Consider the following 24,034-nt stretch of genomic DNA (forward strand, 5'->3'; position numbering starts at 1 on the left):
TTTTAAAGAGCGCTGGTCATGCCGCTGTATCCAGCGGCACGATCTTCTCAAGTTCCGATGCTATTTTGCTCGCTTCGATCTCCAACTCGTAGGCCTTCTGGAAGTTCATCCAGAACTCGGGCATGGTGTTGAAGAACCTGGCGAGGCGAAGCGCCGTATCCGGAGTAAGACCGACCTCCTCCTTGATGATGCGCTCGATCCGGGTGCGCGGAAGATTAAGCTTCTTCGCAAACACGCCGGCACTCATGCCGAGCGGCACCAGATACTCCTCGCGCAGGAATTCTCCGGGGTGGATGGGGCGTGCAAACTTGAGCATAACCCAGTATCCTCAAAGGTTAGGCGGGCGGCGACATGTACCATGCTGTGATACAGAGCCAAGATCACAGCTCTTTACGTTCCAAACGGAAGCTGCTTCCGTTCACGATTAGCCGAAACATCCTTTCCTTCGTCCACGGGCGGAGCAAGGAGCGAAGCGACGCGCGTAGATCCGAGGATCCATTCCGTGACGTTTGCGGCGGATCAAATCATTGCAGAATTAGGCGCTACCACCCCGTGCCGCGGAAAAGCTCGAACCACTCTGGATTAGCCTTCTCTATTAGTTCGATCTTCCATTGGCGCGGCCAGCGTTTCAGCGACGTCTCGCGTTGGATGGCGTCTCGGATGTCGAAATATTCCTCGTACCAGACCAGGCGTTGCACACCATAGCGCCCGGTAAAGCGCGAGCCTTCGCCGGATCTGTGCTCCGGCATCCGACGGCTAAGATCGTTTGTGACCCCGATGTAGATGGTGCCGCGCTTCTTGCTCGCAGTCATATAAACATAACCCGTCATGCATGAAGGATAACGGATGGATGATCACGCGATCATTCTGATGGGTTGCATTCTTTGGCTTGCGTCACGGAATGGATCCTCGGGTCTGCGCAGGAGCTTCGCTCCTGCTCCGCCCGTGGATGACGAAGTGGGGCCGTTGGCGTCATCCGCAACTTGCAACGGTAGCGAAACCTACTCCACCGTCACCGACTTCGCCAGATTGCGCGGCTGGTCGACGTCGGTGCCCATGAAGACGGCGGTGAAATAGGCCAGCATCTGGATCGGCAGCGCGTAGATGATCGGCGAGATGATCTCCGGCACCTCGGGCAGGATGATCGTCTCCATCGTCTTGATGCCCGCCTGCGCGGCACCCTTCGCGTCGGTGATCAGGATGATCTTGCCGCCGCGCGCCGCCACTTCCTGCATGTTCGAGACCGTCTTTTCGAAGATGCGGTCATGCGGCGCAATGACGATCACCGGCATGTTCTCGTCGATCAGCGCGATCGGCCCGTGCTTCAGCTCGCCGCCGGCATAGCCTTCGGCGTGGATGTAGGAAATCTCCTTGAGCTTCAGCGCCCCTTCCATGGCAAGCGGGAAATTGGTGTCGCGGCCGAGATAGAGCACGTCCTTGTAGCGCGAGAGCTCGCGCGAGATCCGCTCGATCTGCTCGTCGAGCTTCAGCACCTGGGTGGCGAAGCGCGGCGCTTCGGAAAGCTCGCGCACCAGCCGCTTTTCCTCGTCGCGCGAGATCGTGCCGCGCGCCACGCCCGCGCGGACTGCGAGCGCAGCCAAGACGGATAGCTGGCAGGTGAAAGCCTTGGTCGAGGCGACGCCGATCTCCGGCCCGGCAAGCGTCGGCAGCACGACGTCGGATTCGCGAGCCATGGTCGATTCGCGCACATTGACCACGGCGCCGATCTTCATGCCGGCCTGGCGGCAATAGCGCAGCGAGGCCAGCGTGTCGGCCGTCTCACCAGACTGCGAGATGAAGAAGGCCGCGTCGTTGGCCGACAGCGGCATCTCGCGATAGCGGAATTCCGAGGCGACATCGATATCGATCGGCAGCCGTGCATAGCGCTCGAACCAGTATTTGCTGATCAGCCCGGCGAGATAGGCGGTCCCGCAGGCCGAGAGCGCCAGCCGGCCGATCTTGGCGAAGTCGAACGGCAGGTCGAGCGGCTTCGACACGCCCGAGACGAAATCCACGTAATGCGCCAGCGTGTGCGAGATCACCTCCGGCTGCTCATGGATTTCCTTTTCCATGAAATGCCGGCGGTTTCCCTTGTCGACCATGAAGCTGGTCGACAGCGATTGCTGGCGCTTGCGGTCGACCTTGTTGCCGTCGATGTCGTAGATCGCAACGCTTTCGCGGCGCACCACCGCCCAGTCGCCGTCCTCGAGATAGGTGATCGAGTTGGTGAAGGGCGCCAGCGCGATCGCGTCCGAGCCCAAAAACATCTCGCCATCGCCATGGCCGACGGCCAGAGGCGGACCATTGCGGGCACCGACGATCAGGTCCTCGTCGCCCTTGAACATGATCGCCAGCGCGAAAGCGCCGGAGAGCCGCTTCAGCGCCGCATACGCGGCTTCCACGGGCTTCAGCCCCTTGGCGAGCTCGCGCGCCACCAGATGCGCGACGACCTCCGTGTCGGTCTGCGAGGCGAAGCTGTAGCCGTCGCGGGTGAGCTCGTCGCGCAGCTCGGCGAAATTCTCGATGATGCCGTTGTGGACGATGGCGACGCCTTCGGAAAAATGCGGATGCGCGTTGGTCTCGTTGGGCACGCCATGCGTCGCCCAGCGCGTGTGGCCGATGCCGATCGTGCCGTCGAGCGGTTCGTCCTTCAGCCGGCGTTCGAGGTTGATGAGTTTGCCTTCGGCGCGGCGGCGGCCGAGCTCGCCCTTCTCGACAGTGGCGACACCGGCCGAGTCGTAGCCGCGATATTCAAGCCGCTTCAGCGCATCGACGATGAGCGGCGCGACTTGGCTTCGGCCGACGATTCCAACGATACCGCACATGCGATAGCCCCCGATTCCGAGCGGAAAACCCGGCGTTATCTAGGGACTGCCGGCTTGCCGCGAAAGTCACTTTGCGTTTCGTTCCGTGTCAGCGGAACGGTTCTTTGCCAGTGCACAATGCCAGACTGCGCTTGCAAGCCGGTTACCTGAACCACTCGGGTTTTCAGGGCCCTGGTTTCCACTCGTTCATATCTGACCGAGTTGCAACCGCCTCCGCAAGGAAGCGCTGAAAAAATCATTCCGCCGCCTTCTTCCTCGCCGCGGCGGCCGAGGCGAAGCGCTCGCGCAGCTCCTTGCCCTTGCCGGGGATCGTCTTCTGGCGGGCGCGGCCGAAGGCCAGCGCGTCGTCCGGCACGCTCTCGGTGATCACGCTGCCGGAGGCAATATAGCCGCCCTTGCCGATCGTGACAGGCGCCACCAGCGAGGAATTCGAGCCGACAAAGGCCCCCTCGCCGATGTCGGTGAAGAATTTCGAGTAGCCGTCATAATTGCAGGTGATGGTGCCCGCGCCGATGTTGGCCGCGGCACCCACGCGCGCGTCGCCGATATAGGTCAGGTGGTTGACCTTGGCGCCCTCCTCTATCGTCGCCTGCTTGACCTCGCAGAAATTACCGACCTTTGCCTTGTTTCGAAGATCGGCGCCGGGCCTGAGCCGCGCAAACGGCCCGACACCGCAGTTCGAGGCGATCGTCGCGCCCTCGATATGGCTGAAAGCGTGGATCTTGGCGCCCGACGCGATCCTGACGCCCGGACCGAACCAGACATTCGGCTCGACGATCGTGTCGGCGCCGATTTCGGTATCGTGCGAGAAATAGACAGTTTCGGGCGCGATCAGCGTAACGCCGGAAAGCATGGCCTCGCGCCGCCGGCGCGCCTGCCAGATCGATTCCGCCTCGGCAAGCTCGGCCCGGTTGTTGATGCCGAGCGCGCTTTCGAAGCTGGCTTCCGTCGCCACCACATCGAGGCCTTCCGCGCCGGCGATCTCGACGATGTCGGTGAGGTAGAACTCGCCCTTGGCGTTCTTGTTGCCGACCTTGTCGAGCAGCCGCAGCGCATGCTTGCCCGCCACCGCCATCATGCCGGCATTGCAGAAGCCGATCTTCTTTTCCGCCTCGGAACAGTCCTTCTCCTCGCGGATGGCGACGAGACGGCCGCCCTTTTCGATCAAACGGCCGTAGCCGGTCGGGCTTGGCGGACGAAAGCCGATGACGGCGACGGCAGCGCCCTCCGCCAACTTCTGCCGCGCAGCCGCCAGCGCCCGCGCATCGATCAACGGCGTGTCGCCGAACATGACGAGAATATCGTCATAACCCTTTGATATCGCTTCGCGAGCAGCAAGCACGGCATGCGCGGTGCCGAGCCGCTTCTCCTGCACGAACGTTTCCGCCTTGGGCGCGAATTTCTGCGCCGCGTTGCGCATCTCGTCGGCGCCGTGGCCGATCACCAGCGCCACGCCGGTTGCACCGGCAGCCTCGGCGGCCTTCACGACGTGCGCCACCATCGGCAGGCCGGCAATGGCGTGCAGCACCTTGGGCGTGGCGCTTTTCATGCGCGTGCCCTCGCCGGCGGCGAGGATGACGGACAGGCAGGATCTCTGGCTCATATAGGGGCAACCGTATGAAAAGGTTTGGAATCAAGGCACACTTAGCATTGGCGCTATGCTGCACCAATGCGGTTAAATTCCGGTGAGATGGTGGAGCGGCTGACTCTTAATCAGCTGGTCCACGACCAAATCCGACGGGCAGAGCTTACAACAGCCCGTGCTTGTTGAATTCCGCCTGCTCGTCGCCGGCGATCCAGCCAAACACCTTCAGGCTGCCTTCGCGCCTTTCGACGAGATAATCGACTTCGAAATCGATGGTCACGAGCCTTTTGTCCTTGCGTTCGTATTCGCCCGACCACTCTACCTTGGCCACGCAACGGTCCTGATCGATGGCCGTCACCGAGACATCCTTGCAGGTCATCGTCTTGCTGCCCATCGCCCGATAGGCTTCAAAACCCTTCCTCATCGTATCTTGAAATTTCTTGCCGTTCTCGCCGACCATGACGCCAGCCGGGGTGACCGAGACAAATCCGGTCGAATACATCGCTCCAAAATCGTCCATGTCGACATTGCCGGCGATCGCGTCGTTGTAGACCTTCTCGTAGGTCTTGAAGAACTTTTGCACGTCCGCCTTGGCTACCATTATCGCCTCGCTATCGGTGTTGTGCTTGCGATTCGGCAACGTCGGCTTTTCGGCATCGTTCCGATCTGGGTATCAAGCCAACCGCCCACGCACAAAATTTTCCAACAGTTTCTCAGTGGTCCTTGGTATTGCAGAAATTTCGGGAAAAAGTTTGTGTTAGATACCGTCGTCATCATTCATTCTGGCCGCCTCGTTTATGGCGCCGGCGTGCACTGAAGGAAAGGCTTCAGATGTTGAGCCACGGCTTTGAAGCTTTCGCCGTGTTTATATTTTTCATTTTCATATCGATCTGTCCGGGCACGGCTCGGGCCGATTACACCACTCCGCATGCCGAGGTTGTTTGCCAACCCGGCCGTAACGTCGCGCTGATCCGCTTTACACTGACGATGGACGAAGATCCGGTCGGGTATCGCCGACTGCCCACCAGCGTCGATCAGGGATTATCGGCGACGCCTACCACGGGTCGATCGAATTGCACCATGGTCAATGGCTGGACGATCCGCCTCCGTGATGGGCAAGACCAGGCTTTTGGGTATGGTCAGGGCGGCGCCGATCCGCCAGCCTTCTTCAGCCTTTGGATTGCGAAGCGAAAGATTTTTTCGCGCAAAGAGTGGAAGCCTGGCTACGCGACGGACAAAAAGCGCTGGCTGATCGGGATGGTGATCAGGCCGGATCGGCTTAGCTACTGTCATGTCGTCGGAGAAGAGGCGCCGGACAAGGGACCCATTGTCTGCCTGGATGAGCCTTTTCAACTGAACCGGTACAAGATCGATCGCGTCGAATATGCGCCGCCGGGTCGCCCGCCACCAATTGGCACCATATTGCTGGCGCATGGAACGACTGAGCCGCGTCTTTGTCGAAAATTCCTGCGTCTTCGACAGGAAGGATTTGAGAACGTCAGCACCTCCACGAACGACAATGCCAACGTCTTTCCCACGGACACCGCGCAGCAAAATCTCGACATCAAGGTGGCGACGATCGAGGTCTCGCCCGGCGTGCGTCGCAAGCTTGTCCGCTGGAGTGGAACCAATCATTATTTCGACGGCGATGTCATGCTCTTGGCGCCGCTCGCATCTGATCCATCGACAATCCTGAAAGAGAGTATGCTCGACGACGGCGACGCGTTTTCGGACGAATTGCCCTCGGGATGGAGCGTCATATCAGGCCAACTCCCCCGCCTCTACCCGAATGTAAGCCGGCGCTACGTGCACTTCGATACACAACGGATCGATGGACGGCTTTACTTGCTGGCCCAACCTTCCAACCGGGACCAGCGCCCCACCGCTGTCCTCGTCCGGCCGCTTGCTGATGGGTTCAAGACCATTTGCGTTTTCCAGCGTGTCGAGCCTCATATCTGACGACTCACAAAACGGGCGCCGGACCACTACCCCAGCCGTCCCAGCACCGGAAAATTCTCCAGCAGCCAGTAGGACGCGCTCTGCACGCCGCCGGTCAGGAAGAACACGCCTGCGACGACCAGCAGCGCGCCGATCGCCTTTTCCACACGGCCGAGATGGACGCGGAATTTGCCGAGGAAACGCATGAAGGCACCGGAAAACAGCGCCGCGATCAGGAACGGGATACCTAGGCCCAGCGAATAGGCGGCAAGCAGCAGCGCGCCCTCGCCAACGGTCTCGCGCCCGCCGGCTAAAGTCAGGATCGGCCCCAGCACCGGGCCGATGCAAGGCGTCCAGCCGAAGGCGAAGGCCAGCCCCATGACATAGGCCGCGATCATGCTGGCAGGCTTGCCCTGCGACTGGAAGCGCGCCTCGCGCGACAGGAGCGGAATGCGCAGGATGCCGAGGAAGTTGAGGCCCATGATGATGATCAGCACGCCCGCCGCCATCGCCAGCGGCTCCTGCCAGACGCGCAGCAGGCGGCCGATGGTCGAGGCGCCGGCCCCGAGCGCCACGAAGACGGTGGAAAAGCCGAGCACGAAGGCGAGCGAAGCGTAGAGCAGCGCGCCGCGCGCGCCTTCCTTTGCCGTCACGCTTTGATTGCTGCGGAAATCGTCGACCGAAACGCCGGCCATGTAGCAGAGATAGGGCGGCACCAGCGGCAGCACACAAGGCGACAGGAAAGAGATCGCCCCTGCTCCGACCGCGCTGACATAGCCGATGTCCAATGCCATCCAATGAGTCCCGATTGTGCTGGCGTCGATATAGCGATGCGGGCGCGCGCCTGCCAATCACCATTGTGTGGCACGTCGCCGCTTCGCCAAGGAAGAAACAGCCGCGCCAATGCGTTGTCGGAATAGGCGCGCGATTGCCGTGCGCTCGTTCTCAGGGAGATTGTCATGAAATCGATCGCACTCGGGTTTGCCGCCCTTCTGCTCGGCACCGCAGCGTCCCATGCCGCCGAAGCATGGAAGGAAGCCGAAATCGGCGGCAAGAAGATCTATACCGACGCCAAAGGCATGACGCTTTACACGTTCGACAAGGACAAGAAGGGTAAATCCAGCTGCTACGACAAATGCGCCGCCAACTGGCCGCCGCTGAAGGCCGAGGCCGGCGCCAAGGCCGACGATGAATGGACGATCGTCGACCGCACCGACGGTAGCAAGATGTGGGCCTATGACGGCAAGCCGGTCTATACCTTCGTCAAGGACAAGAAGGCCGGCGACATGACCGGCGAAGGCGTTGCCGGCGCCTGGCACGTCGTCAAGGCAGATTGAGGCACGCTGTTGGATGCTCCGGTTGCCGGCTCCCTTGATCCGGCAGCCGGTCGTCTTTTACCGGTCGCCCGCCCGGTTCGAGGCGTGCATTCATCCATCCCCAAAAATGTGATCTTTGCCATACACTCTAAGAGTGTATCGTCCGCGGCTGCTTCCCAAATTGGCCGCCTCCCCTTGACCGATTGCAAAAGCACGGCCATGTGAGCGACGAAAAGAGTGGGATTTCGTCGTGCGTCGCGGAGTTCTTCCGCCACCTCACAGCTGATTAAGAGACCTCATGGACGTCGTCGTCGTCGAATCGCCGGCCAAGGCGAAGACAATCAACAAATATCTGGGCAAGAACTATAAGGTCCTGGCCTCCTTCGGCCATGTCCGCGATCTGCCGGCCAAGGACGGCTCGGTCCGCCCTGACGAGGACTTCGCCATGTCCTGGTCGGTCGACACCGCGTCGGGCAAGCGCCTCGCCGACATCGCCAAGGCGGTCAAGGATGCCGACGGGCTGATCCTCGCCACCGACCCGGATCGCGAGGGCGAGGCGATTTCCTGGCATGTGCTGGAAGTCCTGAAGCAGAAGCGCGCGCTGAAGGACAAGCCGGTCAGCCGCGTCGTCTTCAACGCCATCACCAAGGCCTCGGTGCTCGATGCCATGGCCAATCCGCGCCAGATCGATGCGCCGCTGGTCGACGCCTATCTCGCTCGCCGTGCGCTCGATTATCTCGTCGGCTTCACGCTCTCGCCGGTGCTGTGGCGCAAGCTGCCGGGCGCCCGCTCGGCCGGCCGCGTGCAGTCGGTGGCGCTGCGCCTGGTCTGCGACCGCGAATCCGAGATCGAACGCTTCATCCGCGAGGAATACTGGCAGATCGCTGCCATCCTCGACACGCCGCGCAAGGACAGTTTCGAAGCGCGGCTGACCGCCTTTGCCGGCAAGAAGCTGCAGAAGCTCGACATCGCCAACAAGGCTCAGGCCGACGACATCAAGGCGATGCTGGAGGGCGCGACCTTCAAGGCGTTGTCGGTCGAGGCCAAGCCCACCAAGCGCAATCCCGGCCCGCCCTTCACCACCTCGACGCTGCAGCAGGCCGCCTCCTCCGGGCTCGGCTTCTCGGCCACGCGCACCATGCAGGTGGCGCAAAAGCTCTATGAAGGCATGGATGTCGGCGGCGAGACCGCCGGCCTCATCACCTATATGCGAACCGACGGCGTGCAGATGGCGCCCGAGGCGATCGAGGCTGCCCGCAGCGCCATCGTCAGCGAGTTCGGCGCGAAATACCTGCCGGAAAAGCCGCGTTACTACACCACCAAGGCCAAGAACGCCCAGGAAGCGCACGAGGCGATCCGCCCGACCGATTTCAACCGCACGCCTCAATCGGTCAGGCAGTATCTCGACGCCGACCAGGCCCGGCTCTATGAGCTGATCTGGAAGCGCGCCATCGCCAGCCAGATGCAGCCGGCCGAGATCGAACGCACCACGGTCGAGATCGAGGCGGTCAACGGCGCTCGCACTGCCGAGCTTCGCGCCGTCGGTTCGGTTATCCGCTTCGACGGCTTCATCGCCGCCTATACCGACCAGAAGGACGAGGACGCGGAGGACGAGGAGAGCCGCCGCCTGCCCGAGATCCGCTCCGGCGAGCAGCTCGCCCGCCAGGCGATCAACGCCACCCAGCACACCACCGAGCCGCCGCCGCGCTACTCCGAGGCGTCGCTGATCAAGAAGCTGGAAGAGTTGGGCATTGGCCGGCCATCGACCTACACCGCGATCCTGAAGACGCTCGAGGATCGCGACTATGTCACCATCGACCGGCGCCGGCTGGTGCCGCAGGCCAAGGGCCGGCTGCTCTCGGCCTTCCTCGAAAGCTTCTTCGAGCGTTATGTCGAGTATGATTTCACCGCTTCGCTCGAGGAAAAGCTCGACGAGATTTCCGACGGCAAGCTCGCCTGGAAGGACGTGCTGCGCGACTTCTGGAAGGATTTCTCCGGCGCCGTCGACGACATCAAGGAACTGCGCGTCACCGACGTGCTCGATGCGCTCAACGAAGAACTGGCGCCGCTTGTCTTCCCGGAACGCGAGGACGGCTCCAACCCGCGCATTTGCCCGAAATGCGGCTCAGGCAACCTCTCGCTGAAACTCGGCAAGTTCGGCGCCTTCGTCGGTTGCTCGAACTATCCGGAGTGTTCCTACACCCGCCAGCTCGGCGACGCCGCCAATCCCAACGGCGAGAACGGCAATGGCGAGGACGGCGTCAAGCTGCTCGGCAAGGATCCTTACACCGCCGAGGAAATCACGCTGAGGAGCGGCCGTTTCGGCCCCTATATCCAGCGCGGCGAAGGCAAGGAGGCCAAGCGCTCGAGCCTGCCCAAGGGCTGGACGCCCGAGTCGATCGACCACGAGAAGGCGCTGGCGCTGCTGGCCCTGCCGCGTGACGTCGGAAAACATCCCGAATCTGGCAAGATGATCTCGGCCGGCCTCGGACGCTACGGCCCGTTCGTGCTGCATGACGGCACCTATGCCAATCTGGAAAGCATCGAGGACGTGTTCTCGATCGGCCTCAACCGCGCGGTCTCGGTAATCGCCGAGAAACAGCAGAAGGGCAAGGGCGGCCGCAATGGCGGCACCGCCGCGGCGCTCAAGGAGCTGGGCGACCATCCCGACGGCGGCGGCAAGATCGTCGTGCGCGACGGCAAATACGGGCCCTATGTCAACTACGGCAAGGTCAATGCGACGCTGCCCAAGGGCAAGGATCCGCAATCGGTGACGATGGAAGAGGCGCTCACCCTGATTGCCGAAAGGGAGGCCAAGGGCGGAGGCGGCAAAAAGCCCTTCCGCAGGGCGGCGAAGAAGGGATAGCGGGACGTGGCGCGCAGGATCTCCGGAAGAAGCCACGGCGATCCGCGCCACGCCGACACCAGGGCCAAGGTCAAAGACGACTATCGACCTTCTCGCGACGAAATCCTGCGCTACATCGCCGAAAATCCCGACCGCTCGGGCAAGCGCGAGATCGCCAAGGCCTTCGCGCTGCGTGGCGAGGACCGCATCTGGCTGAAAGACCTGTTGCGCGACCTGCAGGACGAGGGCCTCCTTAACAAAGAGCGCAAGCGCCTCACCCGCGCGGGCGCCGTGCCTCATGTCGCGGTGCTCGACATTTTCGGCCGCGACGACAACGGCATGCTTCTGGCGCATCCGAACGAATACACCGGCAACGGCTCGCTGCCGGTCATCGCCATTCGGATTTCGCGCGGCGCCAACGGCCCGGTGCCCGGCATCGGCGACCGCGTGCTTGCCAAGACCTTCCCCACCGACGATCCGTCAGGCCCCGCCTATACCGGGCGGGTGATGAAGGTCTTCGAGAAGCGCAGCGATGCGGTGCTCGGCGTCTTCCGCGTACTGAAGGATGGCACGTTGCGCATCGAGCCCGTCGAACGGCGCCAGCCGGAACTGATCGTCGACAAGGAATTCCAGAACGGCGCCAAAAACGGCGACCTGGTCGAGGTCGAGCCGGCGCGCGCATCCCGTTACGGACTGCCCAGGGCAAAAGTGCTGGCGGTACTGGGGTCCTTGAGCAGCGAAAAGGCGGTTTCGATGATCGCCATCCACGCCCACGACATTCCCCATATCTTTCCGGCGGACGTGATTGCCGAGGCCGAAGCGGTGAAGCCGGCGACGCTCGATCACCGCGAGGATTGGCGCAACCTGCCGCTAGTGACCATCGATCCGGCCGACGCCAAGGACCATGACGACGCCGTCTTCGCCACGCCCGATGCGGACGAGAAGAATCCCGGAGGCGTCGTCGTCACCGTGGCGATCGCCGATGTCGCCGCCTATGTGCGCTATGGCACGCCGCTCGACCGCGAAGCCTTGAAGCGCGGCAATTCGGTCTATTTTCCGGACCGCGTCGTGCCGATGCTGCCCGAACGCATCTCCAACGATCTCTGCTCGCTGCGCGAAGGCGAGGACAGGCCGGCCATCGCCGTGCGCATGACCTTCTCCTCGGAAGGCCGCAAGCTCAGGCACTCCTTCCACCGCGTCATGATGAAGTCGGCCGCCAAGCTCTCCTACCCGCAGGCGCAGGCCGCGATCGACGGCGTGCCCGACGACAAGACGCGGCCGATCCTCGATGGCGTTCTGAAGCCACTCTGGGACGCCTACGCGGTGCTGAAGCGCGGCCGCGACGCCCGCCAGCCGCTGGAACTCGACCTGCCGGAGCGCAAGATCCTGCTGAAGCCCGACGGCACGGTCGACCGCGTCACCGTGCCGGAGCGACTCGATGCGCATAAGCTGATCGAAGAGTTCATGATCCAGGCCAATGTCGCGGCCGCGGAGACATTGGAGGGCAGGAAAGAGCCCCTCGTCTACCGGATCCATGACGCGCCGTCGCTCGCCAAGCAGGAATCGCTGCGCGAATTCCTGCAAACGCTCAGCCTATCGTTGGCGCGCGGCGCGCAGATGCGACCCAGCCAGTTCAACGGTATCCTGGAGCGGGTGCGCGGCGCCGACAACGAGGCGCTGGTCAACGAAGTGGTGCTGCGCTCGCAGAGCCAGGCCGAGTATTCGCCGAAGAATATCGGCCATTTCGGCCTCAACCTCAGGCGTTACGCGCATTTCACCTCGCCGATCCGCCGCTATGCCGATCTGATCGTGCACCGCGGATTGATCGCGGCGCTTGGTCTGGGTCCCGGCGGCTTGACGCAGCAGGAGGCGGACAGGCTGGAAGAGGCCGCCGCGCTGATCTCGGCCACGGAACGCCGCGCCATGGCCGCCGAGCGCGATACGGTCGACCGGCTGATCGCCGCCTATCTCGCCGAGCGCGTCAACGACACGTTCGACGCGCGCATTTCCGGCGTCACCAAGGCGGGGCTCTTTGTCCAATTGCCGCAGTACGGCGCGGACGGCTTTATTCCGGTGTCAACTCTGGGCGGCGACTACTATATCTACGACGAAACCGCCCGATCGCTGTTCGGGGAACGCACTGGCAAAGGCTATCAGCTTGCCGACCGCGTCGAAGTCCGGCTGATCGAGGTCGCGCCGATGGCCGGTGCGATGCGTTTCGAGATGCTGACCGACCCGAAGCCCCTGCCCGGCTCAAAGCGGTCGTTCCACAAGGCCAAAGGCCGCGCCCGCGCGTCGCAATCGCGCGTCGGTCCGCGCGGCAGGAGAAGATGATGCCAGGCGATTTGCGGGTGGAAGAACAGGTTTTCGGCGGCGAGCACCACTCAGGCCGCGTCGCGCGTCCGCTGTGGACGGCGATCAAGCGCGGCATGCTCGGCCGCTGCCCGCATTGCGGCAAGGGAAAGCTGTTCCACGCTTTCGTGAAGCCCGTGGACAAGTGCGAGGTCTGCGGCGAGGAACTGCACCACCATCGCGCGGACGACCTGCCTGCCTATCTGGTCATCGTCATCGTCGGCCATATCGTGGTTGGCTCGTTCATGGCGGTGGAGGCCGCCACCACGCTCTCGACCTGGCAGCACGCGCTGATCTGGGTGCCGTTGACCATCATTCTCGCGCTCGTGCTGCTGCAGCCGGTCAAGGGCGCCGTCATCGGCCTGCAATGGGCGCTTTATATGCACGGCTTCGGCGACGAGAAAGACGAATTCGAGAGCCATTGATAAGCCAGGTCGCGCCGCTGCCGGCCCTGGTGCAAAGGCCGCGACGCGCAAGCCACTTTCGCATCCGGGAAGTTTCCGCTAGGTCGAGCGCATGGAACGAATGACCAAGGCGGATGTCGACAAGCTCGATAGGGGCCTGGCCGTGCGCAACGGCCGGGCGCTGCGTCCGCGCGATGCCGCGACCCTCATTCTGCTCGATCGCCGGGGCAAGGACGTTCTGGTGCTGATGGGCCGGCGCCATGCCGGGCACGCCTTCATGCCCGGGAAATTCGTCTTCCCCGGCGGCCGCACCGATCCCGCCGACAGCCGCATTGCCGTCGGCGCCCCTCTGCCCGAAGAAGAAGAAAGTAGGTTGGTCTCAGGCCCCGGCCGCGCGAGCGTGGCGCGGGCGCGCGCAATCGCCCTGTCGGCGATTCGCGAGACCTATGAGGAAGCCGGCCTGCTTATCGGCCGCAAAGGCGCCTTCTCGACCGCAAAGCGCGACTGGCAGGGTTTCGCCGAACATGGCGTGGTCCCCTCGCTGGACGTGCTCCGCTTCATCGCCCGCGCCATCACTCCGCCCAATCGCGTGCGCCGTTTCGATACGCGTTTCTTCAGCGCCTGGCGCCACGACGTTGCCGTGGAATTGCCCGGCGGCGGCCCGACCAACGAGCTCGAAGAACTCGTCTGGCTGCCGCTTGCCGATGCCCGCAAGGCCGACATCCCCGACATCACCGGCATGATCCTGGAAGAACTGGAAGGTCGGCTTGCCGACGATCCCTTGCTGCGGCCGGGGGGCGCCGTGCCGTTCTTCCGGCTCGTCCGCAACCGCTTTGTCCGCGAAGTCCTTTAGAAGCAGAGCATTTTGATCCCATGACGGTCGATACCCAAGAACAGGGCGACGAACGCGTACACTGGCTGCCGATGATCGCGGCGATCTCCTCGATCAGCGTCGTCGGCATCGCCATCGGCCTCGGCATGCCGCTGCTCAGCGTCATTCTGGAAAGCCGCGGCCATTCCGCTTCGATGATCGGCCTCAACACCGCCGTCGCCGGTCTCGCCTCGATTGCCGGCGCGCCGCTCGCCACCCCGCTTGCCATGCGGCTCGGCGTCGCCTGGACCATGCTGTTGATGATTGCCATCGGCGCGCTCGCCTTTGTCGGCTTCCATTTCGCGCCGGATTTCTGGATGTGGTTTCCGCTCCGCGTCGCCCTGCACATCTCGCTGACGGTGCTGTTCATCCTGTCGGAATTCTGGATCAGCACCTCCGCCCCGCCGAACCGGCGCGGCCTTGTGCTTGGCATCTACGCCACCGTGCTGTCGCTCGGCTTTGCCGCCGGACCCTGGCTGTTTGCTCATCTCGGCAGCACGGGCTTCCTGCCGTTCGGCGTCACCATAGCGCTGGTGACGCTTGCCTCTATCCCGGTGCTGGCGGCCCGCAACGAGAGTCCGACCATCGTCGCCGACAGCGAGACCAGCCACTTCCTGCGCTACATCTGGCTGGTGCCGACCGCGACCTTCGCCGTGCTTGTTTTCGGCGCCGTCGAGACCGGCGGTTTCTCGCTCTTCCCCGTCTATGGCAGCCGTATCGGCTATTCGGAAGCCGACGCCGCGCTGCTCCTGACAATGATCGGGCTCGGCAATGTGCTTCTGCAGATCCCGATCGGCATGATCAGCGACCGCGTTTCCGACCGGCGCTACCTGCTGCTGGCCTGCGCCACGGTCGGCCTCATCGGAACGGTCTTCATGCCGTTCTTCGCACAGAACTGGCATCTGATGGCGGCCCTCCTGTTCGTCTGGGGCGGCGTCGTCGCCGCCATGTACACGATCGGCCTTGCCCATCTCGGCTCGCAGCTGTCCGGCCATGAACTGGCATCCGCCAATGCTGCCTTCGTGCTTTGCTATGGCGTCGGCATGGTGCTGGGTCCGCAGGCGATCGGCATCGGCATGGACGCCTTCGGCCCATCCGGCTTCGGCTGGTCGCTGGCCTTCTTCTTCGCTGCCTACATGGCTCTGATCCTGGTCAGGCTGGTGCGCAAGATTCTGTAGGCAAATGCCGCTGCAGCGTCGGGCATCCTGACATCACCGTGTCAGCAGCACCCCTGCTATACCCTGTTTCCAGCGCGAAGTAGGAGAATTGCGATGATCGACAGCGGCTTTGAAACCAAATCCCTCAGGATGGAACTGCTTCTGCTCGTCACATTCCAGGCGCCGGCCGCCGATGTCGAGCGCATCATGGAGGCGGTGGTGGCGATCACGCCGCTGCGCATGGGCAAATATGACAGCAACGCCTATCAGTCGGCGCAAGGCGTCGAGCGCTATCGGCCGCTCGAGGGCGCCGCCGCGGGCGCCGAGACGGAATTGCGCCGGCGGCCCGGCACCGTTGAAGTGTCGTTCGAGATCGCCGACGACCAGTCGCTCGCCGCTCGTGTCGTCGAGGCGATATTCCAGGCCCACTCCTATCAGGAGCCCGTCATTCGCATCCAACCGCTGCTCGCCAGCCGTTCCAAGGGTCTTGACGACCATGCCAATCCCAACCGTTGGTGGAACACCACGGGCGACCGGAAAAAAACGGCTCAGCGGGTCGGCGAGAACGCCTGAAGCGGCGAGATCGGCCATGTCCAAATGGGGCAGGGAAGGCGCCCGGGCTTGACTTTCCGGGCGCGTTCTTTATGTGTCGCGTCAAGTTTCCCGCGTCCGGGTGTTTTCCCCGTGCTCCAGCGGCCAAAACTCCACGAACATTAACGGACGAAAATCATGGCCAAAGCCGCAAACATCAAGATCAAGCTTCTGTCGACCGCCGACACCGGGTTCTTCTACGTCACCAGCAAGAACAGCCGTACCAAGACGGACAAGCTCTCGTTCCGCAAGTACGACCCGGTCGCCAAGAAGCACGTCGAGTTCAAGGAAACCAAGATCAAGTAATCTGGTTATCCCGAGAAATCAAAACGCCGCCCCTCGGGCGGCGTTTTTGTTTTGGAGCAATTCCAGGAAAAGTCCGACACGGTTTCCCGGCAGACGGAAAGACCGAACGGCTGGGGAGCCTGCGCGACTGTCTGCGCAAGCTTCCGATGTCGGCTTTTGAGAAAAGGGGGCCGGTCGGCGTTTGGCAGCGGTACGAGGAGGCCACTATGCGCCAGCGCCGGCCGGCCGACCCCACGGACCCAGGAGATGCGGCGGACCTGAGCATCATGGGGTATTTTTGGATCGAGCCGGCTCGTCTACCCTCGCGCCGGCCTCGGCTTCTGTCTATGCATCGCAGATTTGCGCAAGACCTTATAAAAATCAACCATTTCTTAACCACCGCTCGCGAATCGCTTGGGTTAAGGTAAATTCGTAACCCTGTTGGGACGGCCGAGAATCGTCGCCTTTTTGCCGAGCATGTCTCCCGAGAGTGGAAACCGGTTTTGGGACAAAGACAGGCGCGTGCTGGGTGTGAAAGATCGCGACGCGTTTTTGGGATGTGTTGAGATTCAGGTCAGGCTGAGCCGAGAACGTTGGTTTCCGAGAACCGGAGCGGAGCGTACTTAAAGTACGTGAGCACCGGAAGCGCAGGAAACCATCGTTCGCAGGCCGGCATCACCTGAATATCAACACAGCCTAGGCGGCCTTGGCGACCACCCGGTTGCGGCCGCCGCTTTTGGCCTCGTAGAGCGCCAGGTCGGCGCGCTTCATCAGCGCGGCGACGCTGTCCGTCCCTTTCAGGACCGACGACACCCCGACGCTGACCGTGACCTCGATCATCTTGCCGTCGTTGCCGATCGCGAAAGGCGCCTGCGCGATCTCGGCGCGGATGCGCTCGGCGACCTTCTCGGCGACCGCGCCGTCGGTGTCCGGCATCACCACGACGAACTCCTCGCCGCCGAAGCGGCAGGCGAGATCGATGCCGCGCACATTCTTGCGCAGCCGCCGGGCGAACTCGCGCAGCACGTCGTCACCGCCGTCATGGCCATGGGTGTCGTTGATCGACTTGAAGCGATCGAGATCGGTGATCATCACCGACAGTGGCCGCCGCCGAGCCACGGCGCGGTCGAACAGCGTCTGCAGATGGCTGTCGAGGTAGCGCCGGTTGTGCAGCCCGGTCAGCCCGTCGATCACCGCCATCTCGATCGTCTGGGCGACGCTGGCCCGCAATTGGTCGTTGTAGCGCTTGCGCCGCACCTGCGTGCGCAGCCTCGCTGTCAGCTCGTGCTGGTCGATCGGCCGGATCAGGTAGTCGTTGATGCCGAGTTCCAGCCCGCGCAGGATGCGGCCCTCCTCGCCCTCGTCGGCGAGCAGCATGATCGGCAGGAAGCGGGTGCGGTCGAGCGAACGCAGCTGCGAGCAGAGCCTCAGCGCATCGAAATTCGAGAAGGCGGTCGACACCAGCACACATTCATACGCCGCCTCGGCCGCCTGGAAGAACCCGGCATTCGGATCGGCCGCGACATCCAGCTCGGCGCTGTTGCGCAGCATCTTCTGGATGCGTTCGACGGAAGATTTGCGCTCGTCGACAAGCAGCACCCTCGGCTTGGCGTCCTCGGTGGCGAAATCGCGGCTCAGAAGCTCTTCGATGCCGATATTGCGCGTCGTCGAGGCGCGCAGCCGTAATTCGTCGGTCAGCGACTTCAGCCTGACCAGGCTCTTCACGCGCGTCATCAGTTGCAGGTCGTTGACCGGCTTGGTCAGGAAATCGTCCGCGCCCGCCTCGAGGCCGCGCACCCGGTCCGACACCTGGTCGAGCGCGGTGATCATGACGACGGGGATATGCGAGGTCGCCGGATCGCTCTTCAGGCGCTTGCAGACCTCGAACCCGTCCATGTCCGGCATCATGACATCGAGCAGCACCACGTCGACCTTGCCGTTCTCGCAGGTCTCGATCGCATCCAGGCCGTTGCTGGCCGTCAGCACCTCGAAATACTCGGCAAGCAGCCGAACCTCCAGCAGCCGCACATTGGCGGGGATATCGTCGACGACGAGGATCCGCGCGGTCATCTCAACAAACTCCGGCTCTGCTGGTCTCGGGCATCAGGCGTCGCCCAGATAGGATTTGATCGTCTCGATGAAGCGCGGCACCGAGATCGGCTTGGAGATATAGGCCTCGCAGCCGCCCTGGCGGATGCGCTCCTCATCGCCCTTCATGGCGAAGGCGGTGACGGCGATGACCGGGATCGAATGCAATTCGTCGTCTTCCTTAAGCCATTTCGTCACTTCCAGGCCGGAGACTTCGGGCAACTGGATGTCCATCAGAATCAGGTCCGGCCGATGCTGGCGCGCGAGATCCAGCGCCTCCAGCCCGTTACGCGTGCGAACCGTCTCGTAACCGCTGGCTTCGATGAGGTCCCGAAAGAGCTTCATGTTAAGCTCATTGTCCTCGACGATCATGACCTTCTTAGCCATCAGTTTCCCGTCCCGACCGCCCTCGAAACCGAAGGCCGTCGCAATGCGTCCCCTTCGGACCGCACCCAACCCTTTTCCACTCTAGCCCAATATGATTGACGAAACGGAAACCGGAGGTTGGAAAGCTGCACCAATTCCACCTTCGGACGTTGTACGGGAAAGAGCGGAGGCTTGCCGCAAGCGACGCTTGCCGTTACTGCGGAAGGAGACTCGAAAAAATCCACCATTCCAAAGGTAATGATGGCGAACGCAGCGTCAATGCGCGAGGAAGCGGAAACCATTGCCGTCAGGGCTCTGGGCTTCGTCGCCGCAGATCCCGAACTTCTGCCCCGCTTCTTGGCGATCACCGGCATCGACGTGCAGTCGATCCGCAAAGCCGCAGCCGAGCCCGGCTTCCTTGCCGGCGTTCTGCAGTTCATCCTCGCCCACGAGCCGACGCTGCTGCGCTTCGCCGAGGAGACCGGCACTCCGCCAGCCGCCGTCGGCAAGGCGCTGCGCGCGCTCCCGCTCGGCAACGACGACCACGAGCGTTCGACATGAGCGACGATCCCGAGACGGCGCGGCAGATCGAAGAACTTGCCGCCGATGACCGGCCGCTGCTGGTGCTCGACGTCGACGACGTCGTGCTGGAATTCATCCGGCCGTTTCCGCGCTACCTGAAGTCGCGCGGTTTCGGCCTGACGCTCGCTTCCTTCCGATTGACCGGCAACATCGCCGAGACGGCAACCGGCCGGCTGATCGAGCAACCCGAGGTGACGGCGCTCCTGGGCGAATTCTTCGATGCCCAGGCGGATTGGCAAAGCATCGCCGACGGCGCCGCGGATGCGCTGGCGATGCTCGGCCGAAGCGCCGAGATCGTCATGCTGACCGCCATGCCGCACAAGCACCGCGACGTGCGCCGCGCGCATCTCGATGCGCTGGGGCTCAATTATCCGCTGCTGACGACGGAAATGGCCAAGGGACCGGCAATCGCGAAACTGCGCGGCGTCAAGGGCCGGCCCGTCGCCTTCGTCGACGACCAGCCCTCCAACCTGATCTCGGCGCGCAATTCCGTCGCGGATGCCCACCTCTTCCATTTGATGGCAGACAACGCGCTGCGCGCCTTCTTGCCGCCAACGCCGGAAGACATCGTCTCGGTCGAGGACTGGCGGGATGCGGCGCCAAAAATCGCCAGCGCTCTCGGGCTTTAACCCAAGCGCTCAGGGCTGCAGCTTCGCTCCGGCCCCGCCATTGTCGCCGCCATCCGTATCGTCGCCCCCACTCGAATTGTCGGTTCCGTTCGAGCCGTCATCACCACCCGAGTCGTCCTGACCCGCGCTGTCGTCCTGGACGGCATCGGGCCCCTTCAGCATGGCGCCGTTGACCTTGACCGAGCCGTCGGCTTTCGTGTCGATCACCCACTCCAGGCGGCCATCCGGCAGTGTCTTGCCAAATCCCTTGACGGCCAGCGCAAACGGGAAGGCTTGCGCCATCTGCTCATCGCTCTTGGCCGCTTCCTTCAGGGCATCGACGACCTTGTCGTAGCCGGCGACGTCGATGGTCACGGTCGCGTCGGGCTTCTCGCCGGGAAAAGTCATCTCACCTTCCAGCGCGACCTCGATATCGCCGTTCTTCACCGTGCTGTGCCCGATCACGACCTTCGGATTCTTGGCCTTGAAATCGGCGACCAGAGCCTTGCCGAATTCATCCGACAGCGGCGGATTCTTATTGAGATCAAAGGCTTCGATCGCCTTTTTCGCCATCGTATCGAGATCGATATTGGCGCCGCCGAAGTTCAGATCGATGTCGGTTGGCAGCAATGGGACGGTCCATTCCGGCAAGGTCTGCCGCGGAATTGTCAGGCCGGCAGCCTTGATCTTGTAGTCGACCTTGCCGTTCTGGGAGACGCCGTCCATGCCGAATGCGGCGCTGAATTGCGCGGCCCCGAACTTGCCGACAGGGCTCTCCACCTCGAAATCCTTGAAGCCGTAGTTGCCGTCGACCCTTTCCCAGATGGGCAGCGCGGCCAGCATGAGCGATTTGAGCTCAGCCTGGTTCGCCTTGAGTTTGGCTTCGTCCTCGTTGGCCACGGCAAAGGCAAGCAGGTCGAGCAGTGGCTTCGTCCGCACGCCTTTGCCGTTTGCATCCACCGAAAGTTCCGGCGTTTTCAAGGTGAGCGGGAAATTCATTCCGCTGTTGGTATCGTCGATCTTGATCTTCTCGACGAAGTCCGAAACTTTCTGGGTGGCCGTGAAGTCGACGCCGCCATTGGCGGATTTGGTCGCCGTGACGGTGGCGGTGCCGGCGCCGGTCGAGACATCGGCCTGCTGCTTGGCTTCCCGGGACGTCATGGTCATCCCGGCCAACGAGCTGGTGGCGTTGGTGAAGGCGGCAAGCGCCGGATCGTAGACGCTGGTCAGCTTACCGTCCTTGATCGTGAATTCCATGCTCTGACGGCCTTCCGGCCCATCGAACTCGAAGGACGCACCCTGCGAGAAATTCGACGAGACGTCCCAGGACCCGTCGCTGCGCGGCTTCACCATCAAGGCATATGGCGCCATGTCGAATTTGAGGAGCTTCTGCTCCGGCAGCGCACTGACGAGCGACTTGACGTCAAACGCGATCTTGTAGGCGTCGCCCTCGACCGAAACCTTGAGCACGCCCTTGTCGAACGCCTGCTTGCCGAAATAACGCGCCAGATTGTCGGACAGCTCCTTGGCGCCTTGATTGTCGACAGTCTGGGCAAAAGCCGGCGCGCTGAGCGCAAGGGCGAAGGCAAGTGGCAAAATACGCTTCACGTCGGTTCTCCGTGGTCTCGGAAAGATTGTGCTTCTGGTAGGCAAGAAGCGTTACAGCCGCAAGACGCCGACTGTAAGCCAAAAGCGCATCCGGCTAAAGCACCAGCCGCATCAGCGGCCGGCCGGGCTTGCGCTCGACAAGCCTCTGGAAGCCGGCCTTCTCGAACACCCGCGACGAGCCGACGAAAAGCCCGATCGAGCGCGAATCGCGCGACAGGTCGATCGGGCAGGCTTCCAGCAGCCGCGCGCCGTTCTCGCGCGCGAAGGCGATACCGCCCTCGACGAGACGATGCGTGACACCCCTTCCCCTCGCCTTGACGCGAATGAAGAAGCACGAGATCGCCCACACGTCCAGATCGCCGGCATCGGCCGGATCGACCGGCGCCGAGCCCCTGCCCTGATTGTTCCATTCGGGCACGTCGGCGCGCGGCCCGATCTGCATCCAGCCGACGGCCTTGCCGTCTTCGAGCGCCAAAAGCCCCGGCGGTGGGCCCGTTTCGATTCGCGCCTTGATGAGATCCTTGTTGCGCTCCTTGTCGCTGGCGCGCCGTTGCGCCGGCGCCAGCCGGAAATGCGTGCACCAGCACCCGTAACAGGCGCCCTGCTTGCCGAAGAGGTCCTCGAAATCGGGCCAGCGCTCGGGGGTCAGCGGTGCTATGGTCGTGCTCATGCGTTCTCCCCAGGCCAAGCTTGTTGCCAGCCTTGCGCTGTCGTACCATTGCATCTGTTCTCTTTATGTTCGCAGCGATGGCGGCTCCTGTCAACAATCCCGAACACGGTTTTTGCCGTGACTGCCTGGCTTTCCAGCGCTCCGAGACGCGTCGCTGCGATCGCTGCGGCAGCCCGCGCCTTGTCCGCCACGCCGAGCTCTACCGGCTCAAGATCGCCCATATCGACTGCGACGCCTTCTACGCGGCGATCGAAAAGCGCGACAACCCGGCGCTGAAGGATAGGCCAGTGATCGTCGGCGGCGGCCAGCGCGGCGTCGTCTCCACTGCCTGCTACATCGCTCGCATCCAGGGCGTGCGCTCGGCCATGCCGATGTTCAAGGCGCTCGAACTGTGCCCCGAAGCGGTGGTGATCCCGCCCAACATGGAAAAATATGTCGGCGTCGGGCGCGAGGTCCGCGCGCTGATGCTGGCGCTGACGCCGCAGGTCGAGCCGCTGTCGATCGACGAGGCCTTTCTCGACCTGGCCGGCACCGAGCGGCTGCACGGCATGCCGCCGGCGCTGGTGCTGGCGCGCTTCGCGCAGACGGTGGAAAAGGAGCTTGGCATCACCGTTTCGGCAGGCCTCTCCTACTGCAAATTCCTGGCCAAGATCGCCTCGGATTTCCGCAAGCCGCGCGGTTTTTCGGTGATCGGCGAAGCCGAGGCGCCAAGCTTCCTCGCGGCGCAGCCGGTGACGATGATCTGGGGCGTCGGCAAGGCGCTTGCCGCGACGCTGGAGCGCGACGGCATCCGCATGATTGCGCAATTGCAGCGCATGGAGCGCGGCGACCTGATGCGCCGCTACGGCGTGATGGGCGACCGGCTCTATCGCCTGTCGCGTGGCGAGGACGATCGCCCGGTCGACCCCGGCGGCGATGCCAAGAGCGTCTCTGCGGAAACCACCTTCGACGCCGATATCGCCGCCTTGGCGGAACTGGTGCCGGTGCTTCGCGGCCTGTCGGAAAAGGTCTCGGCGCGGTTGAAGAAATCAGGCATTGCCGGGCGCACCGTGGTGCTGAAGCTGAAGACGCAGGATTTCAAGCTCCGCACCCGCAACCGCCAGCTCGGCGACCCGACCCGCCTGGCCGACCGCATTTTCCAGACCGGGCTCGATCTGTTGCGCCGCGAGGCCGACGGCACAAGATTCCGACTGCTCGGCATCGGCGTCAGCGACCTCTCCGACGACGAAAAGGCCGATCCGCCGGACCTTGTCGACATGCAGTCGCGCAAGCGCGCGCTGGCGGAAGGCGCGATGGACACGCTGCGCGACAAGTTCGGCAGGAAAGCCGTCGAGACCGGCTACACATTCGGCAAGGGCCGCGCCGCCAATCCGCCCGAGCCGCTGGAGGATTGAGGGGTCAGGTCCGCTTGAGGTCGATCCGGCTAGTCACCACCATCTTGCCGGTTGCCGGATCCATGTCGGTCACCGTCATGCGCATATTGTCCGGCCCGATCTTCTCGACCGTCAGCTCCGCGTCGCGGTCGCCATTGACGATTTTCGCCCAATGGATGTCGAGGTTGATCGCATCGCCCTTGCGGCTTCCGCTGAGCCCGGCAGGCCCGCTGCGCGAGCCGATATAGCTGCCGGTGTAGCTCTCCCCGCTGACCTTCAGGTCGGCGCGGATTTCCCGCGACATGATCAGCAGCGCGCGGCAGGTGCCGTCAAGCGACAGCGAGTCCGCCGTCGCGTCCGAGGTGAAGGTGCAGTTGATGTTCATCACCGGCGTGTTCGTCCTGATCCTGACCGTTCCCTTGCCGGAGAACTTTCCCTGCAGCGAGCGCAGGAAAGCCGCCTCGTCTGCATGCGCGCCCGTCGAGCAGAAAAGACAGGCGGCGGCCAGCAAAGCAGCAGTCGATTTCATCAAGACGTCCCCTCTTGCGATCATAGCCTTCCGATGGAAGC

At 63.2% G+C, this 24,034-nt stretch carries 23 protein-coding genes; 12 read left to right on the forward strand and 11 right to left on the reverse strand.

From position 1 onward, the window contains the following. Positions 1 to 16: 16 nt before the first annotated feature. The 5 genes from FJ414_RS20540 to FJ414_RS20560 all read right to left on the reverse strand — a co-directional run bounded on the left by FJ414_RS20540 (position 17) and on the right by FJ414_RS20560 (position 5,011). Positions 17 to 316 (reverse strand): HigA family addiction module antitoxin, encoded by a 300-nt coding sequence (locus FJ414_RS20540; RefSeq protein ID WP_140646166.1) that lies wholly within the window; start codon positions 314 to 316, stop codon positions 17 to 19. A 226-nt stretch (positions 317 to 542) separates the two neighbouring features. Continuing rightward, a complete protein-coding gene (locus FJ414_RS20545; RefSeq protein ID WP_140646167.1) occupies positions 543 to 830 on the reverse strand; it encodes a GIY-YIG nuclease family protein in 288 nt (95 codons plus the stop codon). Between the two features lie 171 nt (positions 831 to 1,001). Then, positions 1,002 to 2,825 carry a glutamine--fructose-6-phosphate transaminase (isomerizing) gene (gene glmS / locus FJ414_RS20550; RefSeq protein WP_140646168.1) on the reverse strand — a complete coding sequence of 608 codons (1,824 nt, stop codon included), beginning with the start codon at positions 2,823 to 2,825 and terminating at the stop codon, positions 1,002 to 1,004. Positions 2,826 to 3,060: 235 nt separating this feature from the next. Further along, the gene (gene glmU, locus FJ414_RS20555; RefSeq protein WP_140646169.1) at positions 3,061 to 4,428 is read right to left on the reverse strand and encodes a bifunctional UDP-N-acetylglucosamine diphosphorylase/glucosamine-1-phosphate N-acetyltransferase GlmU; all 1,368 of its coding nucleotides are present in this window, start codon (positions 4,426 to 4,428) and stop codon (positions 3,061 to 3,063) included. A 145-nt stretch (positions 4,429 to 4,573) separates the two neighbouring features. Then, on the reverse strand, positions 4,574 to 5,011 hold the full coding sequence (locus FJ414_RS20560) for a nuclear transport factor 2 family protein (RefSeq protein WP_140646170.1): 438 nt from the start codon (positions 5,009 to 5,011) through the stop codon (positions 4,574 to 4,576). A 230-nt stretch (positions 5,012 to 5,241) separates the two neighbouring features. Here FJ414_RS20560 and FJ414_RS20565 point away from each other — a divergent pair, with 230 nt between their 5' ends. Further along, on the forward strand, positions 5,242 to 6,369 hold the full coding sequence (locus tag FJ414_RS20565) for a hypothetical protein (RefSeq protein ID WP_140646171.1): 1,128 nt from the start codon (positions 5,242 to 5,244) through the stop codon (positions 6,367 to 6,369). 26 nt (positions 6,370 to 6,395) lie between these two features. Here the strand turns inward: FJ414_RS20565 and FJ414_RS20570 are convergent, their stop codons facing one another. After that, on the reverse strand, positions 6,396 to 7,142 hold the full coding sequence (locus FJ414_RS20570) for a cytochrome c biogenesis CcdA family protein (protein WP_140646172.1): 747 nt from the start codon (positions 7,140 to 7,142) through the stop codon (positions 6,396 to 6,398). A gap of 165 nt (positions 7,143 to 7,307) precedes the next feature. Between FJ414_RS20570 and FJ414_RS20575 the strand changes: the two genes are divergently transcribed. From FJ414_RS20575 to rpmG, 8 genes are all read left to right on the forward strand, one after another. Then, positions 7,308 to 7,685, forward strand: coding sequence for a hypothetical protein (locus FJ414_RS20575; RefSeq protein ID WP_140646173.1), 378 nt, complete (start codon positions 7,308 to 7,310; stop codon positions 7,683 to 7,685). A 277-nt stretch (positions 7,686 to 7,962) separates the two neighbouring features. After that, positions 7,963 to 10,530, forward strand: a complete 2,568-nt coding sequence (topA, locus tag FJ414_RS20580; RefSeq protein ID WP_140646174.1) for a type I DNA topoisomerase — start codon at positions 7,963 to 7,965, stop codon at positions 10,528 to 10,530. Between the two features lie 6 nt (positions 10,531 to 10,536). Further along, positions 10,537 to 12,843, forward strand: a complete 2,307-nt coding sequence (gene rnr / locus FJ414_RS20585) for a ribonuclease R (protein WP_140646175.1) — start codon at positions 10,537 to 10,539, stop codon at positions 12,841 to 12,843. Then, complete coding sequence (locus FJ414_RS20590) at positions 12,843 to 13,286, forward strand: DUF983 domain-containing protein (RefSeq protein ID WP_140646176.1); 444 nt, start codon at positions 12,843 to 12,845, stop codon at positions 13,284 to 13,286. Before rnr ends, FJ414_RS20590 begins: the two co-directional genes overlap by 1 nt. A gap of 91 nt (positions 13,287 to 13,377) precedes the next feature. After that, complete coding sequence (locus FJ414_RS20595; protein ID WP_140646177.1) at positions 13,378 to 14,118, forward strand: NUDIX hydrolase; 741 nt, start codon at positions 13,378 to 13,380, stop codon at positions 14,116 to 14,118. A gap of 20 nt (positions 14,119 to 14,138) precedes the next feature. Further along, positions 14,139 to 15,314 (forward strand): MFS transporter, encoded by a 1,176-nt coding sequence (locus FJ414_RS20600; protein WP_140646178.1) that lies wholly within the window; start codon positions 14,139 to 14,141, stop codon positions 15,312 to 15,314. A 93-nt stretch (positions 15,315 to 15,407) separates the two neighbouring features. Further along, the gene (locus tag FJ414_RS20605; protein ID WP_140646179.1) at positions 15,408 to 15,866 is read left to right on the forward strand and encodes a hypothetical protein; all 459 of its coding nucleotides are present in this window, start codon (positions 15,408 to 15,410) and stop codon (positions 15,864 to 15,866) included. Between the two features lie 156 nt (positions 15,867 to 16,022). Further along, positions 16,023 to 16,190, forward strand: coding sequence for a 50S ribosomal protein L33 (gene rpmG / locus FJ414_RS20610; protein WP_006201775.1), 168 nt, complete (start codon positions 16,023 to 16,025; stop codon positions 16,188 to 16,190). A 675-nt stretch (positions 16,191 to 16,865) separates the two neighbouring features. Here rpmG and FJ414_RS20620 read toward each other — a convergent pair. Both FJ414_RS20620 and FJ414_RS20625 read right to left on the reverse strand, forming a co-directional pair. Continuing rightward, the gene (locus FJ414_RS20620; protein ID WP_140646181.1) at positions 16,866 to 18,239 is read right to left on the reverse strand and encodes a PleD family two-component system response regulator; all 1,374 of its coding nucleotides are present in this window, start codon (positions 18,237 to 18,239) and stop codon (positions 16,866 to 16,868) included. Between the two features lie 33 nt (positions 18,240 to 18,272). Then, positions 18,273 to 18,644 carry a response regulator gene (locus tag FJ414_RS20625; RefSeq protein WP_027166515.1) on the reverse strand — a complete coding sequence of 124 codons (372 nt, stop codon included), beginning with the start codon at positions 18,642 to 18,644 and terminating at the stop codon, positions 18,273 to 18,275. 240 nt (positions 18,645 to 18,884) lie between these two features. On the opposite strand from FJ414_RS20625, the gene FJ414_RS20630 reads away from it, so the two are divergent. Then, positions 18,885 to 19,184: a DUF3572 domain-containing protein gene (locus FJ414_RS20630; RefSeq protein ID WP_140646182.1), complete on the forward strand. Its 300-nt coding sequence runs from the start codon at positions 18,885 to 18,887 to the stop codon at positions 19,182 to 19,184. Continuing rightward, positions 19,181 to 19,834 (forward strand): hypothetical protein, encoded by a 654-nt coding sequence (locus FJ414_RS20635; protein WP_140646183.1) that lies wholly within the window; start codon positions 19,181 to 19,183, stop codon positions 19,832 to 19,834. Before FJ414_RS20630 ends, FJ414_RS20635 begins: the two co-directional genes overlap by 4 nt. Before the next feature lie 9 nt (positions 19,835 to 19,843). Here the strand turns inward: FJ414_RS20635 and FJ414_RS20640 are convergent, their stop codons facing one another. After that, entirely contained in the window at positions 19,844 to 21,421 is a 1,578-nt protein-coding gene (locus FJ414_RS20640) for a hypothetical protein (protein WP_140646184.1), read from the reverse strand. A gap of 94 nt (positions 21,422 to 21,515) precedes the next feature. Continuing rightward, a complete protein-coding gene (locus tag FJ414_RS20645; protein WP_140646185.1) occupies positions 21,516 to 22,091 on the reverse strand; it encodes a GNAT family N-acetyltransferase in 576 nt (191 codons plus the stop codon). 65 nt (positions 22,092 to 22,156) lie between these two features. On the opposite strand from FJ414_RS20645, the gene FJ414_RS20650 reads away from it, so the two are divergent. After that, on the forward strand, positions 22,157 to 23,485 hold the full coding sequence (locus FJ414_RS20650) for a DNA polymerase IV (RefSeq protein WP_140646186.1): 1,329 nt from the start codon (positions 22,157 to 22,159) through the stop codon (positions 23,483 to 23,485). A 4-nt stretch (positions 23,486 to 23,489) separates the two neighbouring features. On the opposite strand, the gene FJ414_RS20655 is transcribed toward FJ414_RS20650, so the two are convergent. Continuing rightward, positions 23,490 to 23,993 carry a hypothetical protein gene (locus FJ414_RS20655; protein WP_140646187.1) on the reverse strand — a complete coding sequence of 168 codons (504 nt, stop codon included), beginning with the start codon at positions 23,991 to 23,993 and terminating at the stop codon, positions 23,490 to 23,492. Positions 23,994 to 24,034 lie beyond the last annotated feature (41 nt).

Source organism: Mesorhizobium sp. B3-1-6 (assembly GCF_006439555.1).
GTDB lineage: Bacteria > Pseudomonadota > Alphaproteobacteria > Rhizobiales > Rhizobiaceae > Mesorhizobium.